A 5310-nucleotide genomic window follows, 5' to 3' on the forward strand; every position below is an offset into this window, starting at 1 on the left:
CCACATGACGTTCTCCAAGCTGGCTTCGACAACCGCTTGGAATCACATTCTGGCCCCGGCTATCCACCTCCCGCGCCAGTTTCGAGACGGACTCTGAGTCAACGCGACAATAGCCGCCGCCAACTCTTCCGGATCGACGGGCTTCGTCATGTAGATATCCGCCCCCGACTGATACCCGCGCACGCGATCCGACAAGTCACCCCGGACAGAAGCAATAATAATCCTTAGATCAGCGTTGCTGCACAGATACTCGACAATGCTGAACCCATCATAGTACGGCAAATTGATATCAACAACGGCCACATCAAATGATTGCATTGCAATCAACTGATACAGCTCGACGGCGTTCTGCGCTCCCGTCGTCATATGCCCCAACAACTGAAGGCATTCGCCGAGACTGCTGCGCAGATCGTCATCGTCCTCCACCAACACCACATTCGCCATCCGTCCCCCCACTCCCGCGGCCCTATCCCTCGAGCAGGCCGCCCAGACCCTATTTGGATACGCCGATTTGCCTTAATCCTCAGACCGTTGGCCGAACGGCTTCCGGCTTCCGAACCGGCGATTTGTCTACAAGAAACTCTTCGTTGATCTGAACGGCGCCCACACCCCTTCCCCAGATGCCTGCGCGGGTCGTGGAACCATTGGGCGCAATCGAGCACGGGTCCCGCGTCATCCTGCGCCCCGGATTCTCCCAACCGCAGTCCCATCCGATGCAGGAGCAGATGACGCTCCGGCCGCCCCATGACTCGACCTGCTCACCGGCGCATCGGACCCCCCCCACTCCTTTACGCGACAGTACGTCTTCGGGCCCGCGCCCGCGCTCTATTGCATAACCACAACATCGGATACAAGAATAAGAGATATCCGCCAAGGAAAAATTGCTGCGCATCCCCCGTAAAAGGCGATTATGGCGAAGTTAATACGGCATGGATTGAGAACACCTACAATCCATGCGTCGCGTCGATCTTCGCCACACCAAATCGTCAGATACAAAACAATCTGGCGAGCGCCGCCTCAGTCGCATTCGGGCAGCGCCGCGAGACACTGCCCGCTCCCACGCACGACCTCGCCCTGTCATCACCGTCAGGTCTCTTACATTTCGACACTAATGTTACGAACATACGACAAATATCGCGTGGCCTTTGCATCTTGGTTGGACGATATTTGCCTCGGAACATCTCCAGACTGGACACCTGCGGCATCTTCAATACCGAAAATCCGAAACATGTCTATGTGACCGAAATTCTGGCAGGCGATCGGCGCCCTGATTACCTTCGGTAAGCAAATGCAGAACCAACCAGATAAAATCTACACCTTAGATCTGCAGGCCGAGGCCGGCCTCCTGGTGAGAATTATGGAAATCTCGGCAGGCCGAAATATAAGCATATTCGACCAGGATTATTCGGGCCTGAAGATATTCGCTGTCGAAACGGGAAGTGTGCGCCCTATCATCGCTGGACATCCCCCGCTCGAAATGACCCCTGACGTGGCGGGCGTTGCCTGGCGGCTCAATCCGCCCGAGACAGCCGTCGATGATTTCACTCTTCTCTCGAGTGAATTCAGTCGGATCATCGAGATATCAGTTGAATTTTCCAAGAACTTTGAATTTCAGGAATACAGCGATACTTCTACGAGAAAAAATACTCCGTACATCAAACTCATCAAAAAAATACTCAACGAATCACAAGCAAACCCGCTCGGCTTCATCTCCGCGCCAGGATCCGGCATGCGTTCGATCGCCTCTGCCGTGGTCAGAATGAGTGGCAGCGACAGGGATGAGCCCTTTCTTGTTTCGCTCCTGCTGTCAAAACTGATCTGTGAAACAATGGAAAATATTGACCTGTCTGAGGGGGTGGCGACCAAATGCTTCGGACTGCCCCCGTCGATCGTCAAGAAGGTGTATTTCGCCCACAATGCGATCGCCCGGTCGCCGGCCGATGCACCTTCGCTTTCGGTCATGGCAGAAGATATGGGATTGACCAAGCGCGAGCTGTCGGCCGGATTTCGCCGGCTGTTTGGTGAATCATTCTCCGTTCACGTGCAGAATATTCGCCTGGATGAGAGCTACCGGCTTCTCGAGCAGGGAAACCTGTCGATCGCATTGGTTGCCGAGCGGGTCGGGTATAGTCCAACCGACTTCTACTTGCGCTTTTTTCGCCGATTTGGCTGCGCGCCGCGGACAATCCGCACGCAAGCGCACAGGAATCGAGCTCTTCAGCAATTCTCGGCTTAGGCGAGTGTGCGGATCTGCGGCTCTCCAGACATCACACACGCAGATGTCACCTCATCTCCTTGTGTCCGGCATCTGCATACAATCCGGCGCAGCCTGATTGCGAGTCCAGATCCGCCTATATTCGGCGTCGCGATGCAGCATCGTGCTGCAATAGTTCTTTGTGATCAATTTATGGCGAATTATATTGTTTCATGAGCCCATTTGACGGTTCGAGTGCATTAAAAATGCGAACAACAGCTCGGACTCAACGAACCCGGGAAAATGTTTCTTTGGCAAAACGCATCAAACCGCAGCGCAATTCCGATACGGCCCATAAATCAGACACGTATTGGATCCTTGTCGAGGCCCTTTATGAGTTCTGCGAGAGAGATGAGGTGAGCCATCAAGATCGCGCGCCTGAGCCGGGGCCCGCTGAGACGCGAAATCAAATCACGCAGCCCCCCACAGATCGCGGTCCGAAGGCGTGACCGGCAGCTGACCGTTATCGCAATGCGGGCCGGCTCGGCGACGATGCGGACTGCCCCGCGTTCGGTGCGGCACGTCGGCGGCAGCGGGTGGCGAGGATGCAGCGGACGCTTTCCTCGACATAGCCGCGCAGAGCCGGGTTGAGCGCGCGCCCGCGACGTTCGGCCGGCTGATCGTTCGGCGTGCCAACTCGCCACAGATGCCCGATACGCAGGTCCCTGGCCGCACGCCGAGGCGCAGCCCCATGGCTTCGAGTGAGGGTGTCAGCGCGGTTCGATCACGTCGGCGCCCGATTTCGCGCGGAGAGAGGCCCGGGCTCAGAGAGACCATGGACGCGAACGATCGCATCCACCGCGCGCTTCCCAAACGAGCGCCGGGGGTCCGAACATCGGCCTGGCCCAAGGCCTGACCATCGAAGGCACCATCTCGCCGGCCGCAAGGCGGTTCAACCGCAGACCGCGTCAGATCGAGATCGATCAAGCGGCAGGATCAAACGCGCGACAACACCGTGCACGGGGCGCGGGCCGATGCTGAATGACCCGCCGTGCGCCGCGGCCACTTGCGTCACCATGTGCAGTCCCAGGCCGGTGCCGGCCACATTCCCGGCATTCGAACCGCGAAAATACCGCCGCGCCACGCTCGCAATTTCCCCCTCGGGGATCCCCCTTCCTTCATCTTCGACGCTGACGACGAGGTTCTCGTCCTCTCTTGCCACGGTCATACTGACGACCGTTCCCGCCGGAGAGAATTTCACCGCATTTTCTATGAGATTGCTCACCGCTATGGCGACCATGTCAGGATCTATTTCAGCCAGCTCCGAGCTGTCGACCCGTTCAAACCGGCAATCGATCTCCCGACCAGATGCCAGTACCGCGTTGTGCGACGCAATCTTCTCGAAGGTTTCAATCAAGTTGACCTTCTTCAGTTGCGCGGCCCCTGAAGGCCCCTCCATGCGGCCGCGCTCCAGCGAAACCTCCATGATCTCCACCAGCTTCCCGATGGCGGATTCGATCAGAGCGATCCGCTTCCGGTTCGCCTTGTCAGCGGCAACGGACGTGTGTCGGATTGCCATGATATTCGACCGGATGATGGCCAGCGGTGTCCGGTACTGGTGCGTCACGACATCCACGAACCGAAGCTGCTCCGCTTGGGCATTTCGCTCCTGGCGCAAAGCCTGCTCGGCCGCCTCCTTCGCAATCAACAGCTCCTCCGTCCGGTCACGGACAAGGGCGGTGGCGGAGCGCTCCGCCCTGCGCGAAACGCGCAGGCGTTCGGTCTGCCGCCGCAGTTTTTCAGTAGAAGATATGCGCTGAAGCAATGAGATGGTTATGAGGACAATGAATACCAGATTACAAATCGCAATTGCCCCAATTAGCGCCGGCGACGGCGCTATAAGTCCGAGCAACGCTCCATGATATGGAACAAGGACACACGCATAAAGAACACACGCTGCCGCAGCAATCCGGCTTCCCCGATAGCCCCGCGCCCCAAACCAGATATTTCGAGACGTGAAGATCAATAGTATTACTACGACAAGCACTACATCTATCTTTATGAAAAAATTGTAATATCCAAGAAGCGTCGCAAGCATGGCCAATACAATAAAGGCCATTAGACCTCTGCATAAATAAATTACGAACTTGGCGCCGTCTCTGTTTCTGACAACACTACAGGCGAATCCAACACCAAAAAAATGCAATGCCAGGAATGAAATCTGAGAGAGATAGTCTGAATATGGCGGCTTGGCTAAAACATTGAATTGGATATTGAACCCGCTTGCTGAAAATAAATTCAATGCATACATGAACAGGAACAGCGAAAACCAAAACAAGACAGACGCTTTCATGCGTATATTAAAATACAGAAATACGAATCCGAGCGTTGAATAAAATAAAATCAACGCTCCATATATGAAGCTTGCTTTAATCGCAGCCGCTTTGGCTTCTGAAAAAGTCGAAATTGCACCTGATATTAAAAGTGAACTCGAGCTCTCAACCCGAATGTAGATAACATATCGGCCGGCAGCCGGAAATGTGAACGGCGCGGCCAGGAACGGAGCGACCATCACGTCGTGATGACTGGCATGGTCTCCGATTGCAATCTCTCGATAATCTATTCTGGACAACTGCTGCGGATTAGTCGGAATATATATCCGAATATCATCAAGAAACGTAGGCTGAAAGCTGAAGACAAGCGGCGCATCCGGGGCCGCGCGATAGTCTACAACAAGCCGAAACCAAAACGCGTCCGGCGTGTATCCATAAGCCACCCCACCCCTGACACGCCTGAAAGACATGTCCTCCGCTCCGAAAGCAACATCTTCGAAGCTGAGCTGGTGGCGCGGATCCCGGATGACATCAAGATATCCCCGAAGGGATTGCTTTGCGAAATCCGGCCCAATCACCAGATCGGGTGCTTGACTTGCGTCGGCCGCATCCGCGCCGGAAACCGTCAAGAAGAGCGCAAGAGCGCCAAAAATTCCTGAGATGACGATGCGCCACTTGGACCGCAAGCAGAGGTGGCTCGGGAAAACTGGACACCTGGGATAAGTGGAATTTCTGCCTGAGATCGGCATGATGCCGTTAACAGGAGAGACCATGAGCAGACGA

3 protein-coding genes are annotated in these 5310 nt (G+C 55.5%); 1 reads left to right on the forward strand and 2 read right to left on the reverse strand.

What is annotated here, in order from left to right:
* Positions 1-42: 42 nt before the first annotated feature.
* Positions 43-444, reverse strand: a complete 402-nt coding sequence (locus ACSSVZ_RS27880; protein WP_453974127.1) for a response regulator transcription factor — start codon at positions 442-444, stop codon at positions 43-45.
* Between the two features lie 844 nt (positions 445-1288).
* Here ACSSVZ_RS27880 and ACSSVZ_RS27885 point away from each other — a divergent pair.
* Complete coding sequence (locus tag ACSSVZ_RS27885) at positions 1289-2236, forward strand: helix-turn-helix domain-containing protein (RefSeq protein ID WP_453974128.1); 948 nt, start codon at positions 1289-1291, stop codon at positions 2234-2236.
* Positions 2237-3146: 910 nt separating this feature from the next.
* Here ACSSVZ_RS27885 and ACSSVZ_RS27890 read toward each other — a convergent pair.
* On the reverse strand, positions 3147-5310 hold a 2164-nt coding region (locus tag ACSSVZ_RS27890), incomplete at its 5' end, for a sensor histidine kinase (RefSeq protein WP_453974129.1).

It is taken from the genome of Amorphus sp. MBR-141 (assembly GCF_053628695.1).

What these genes read in the sequence shown, in the direction of transcription:
- ACSSVZ_RS27885 (WP_453974128.1), top strand. Translation starts at nt 1,289, where the DNA reads ATGCAGAACCAACCAGATAAAATCTACACCTTAGATCTGCAGGCCGAG.
- ACSSVZ_RS27880 (WP_453974127.1), bottom strand. Translation starts at nt 444, where the DNA reads ATGGCGAATGTGGTGTTGGTGGAGGACGATGACGATCTGCGCAGCAGT.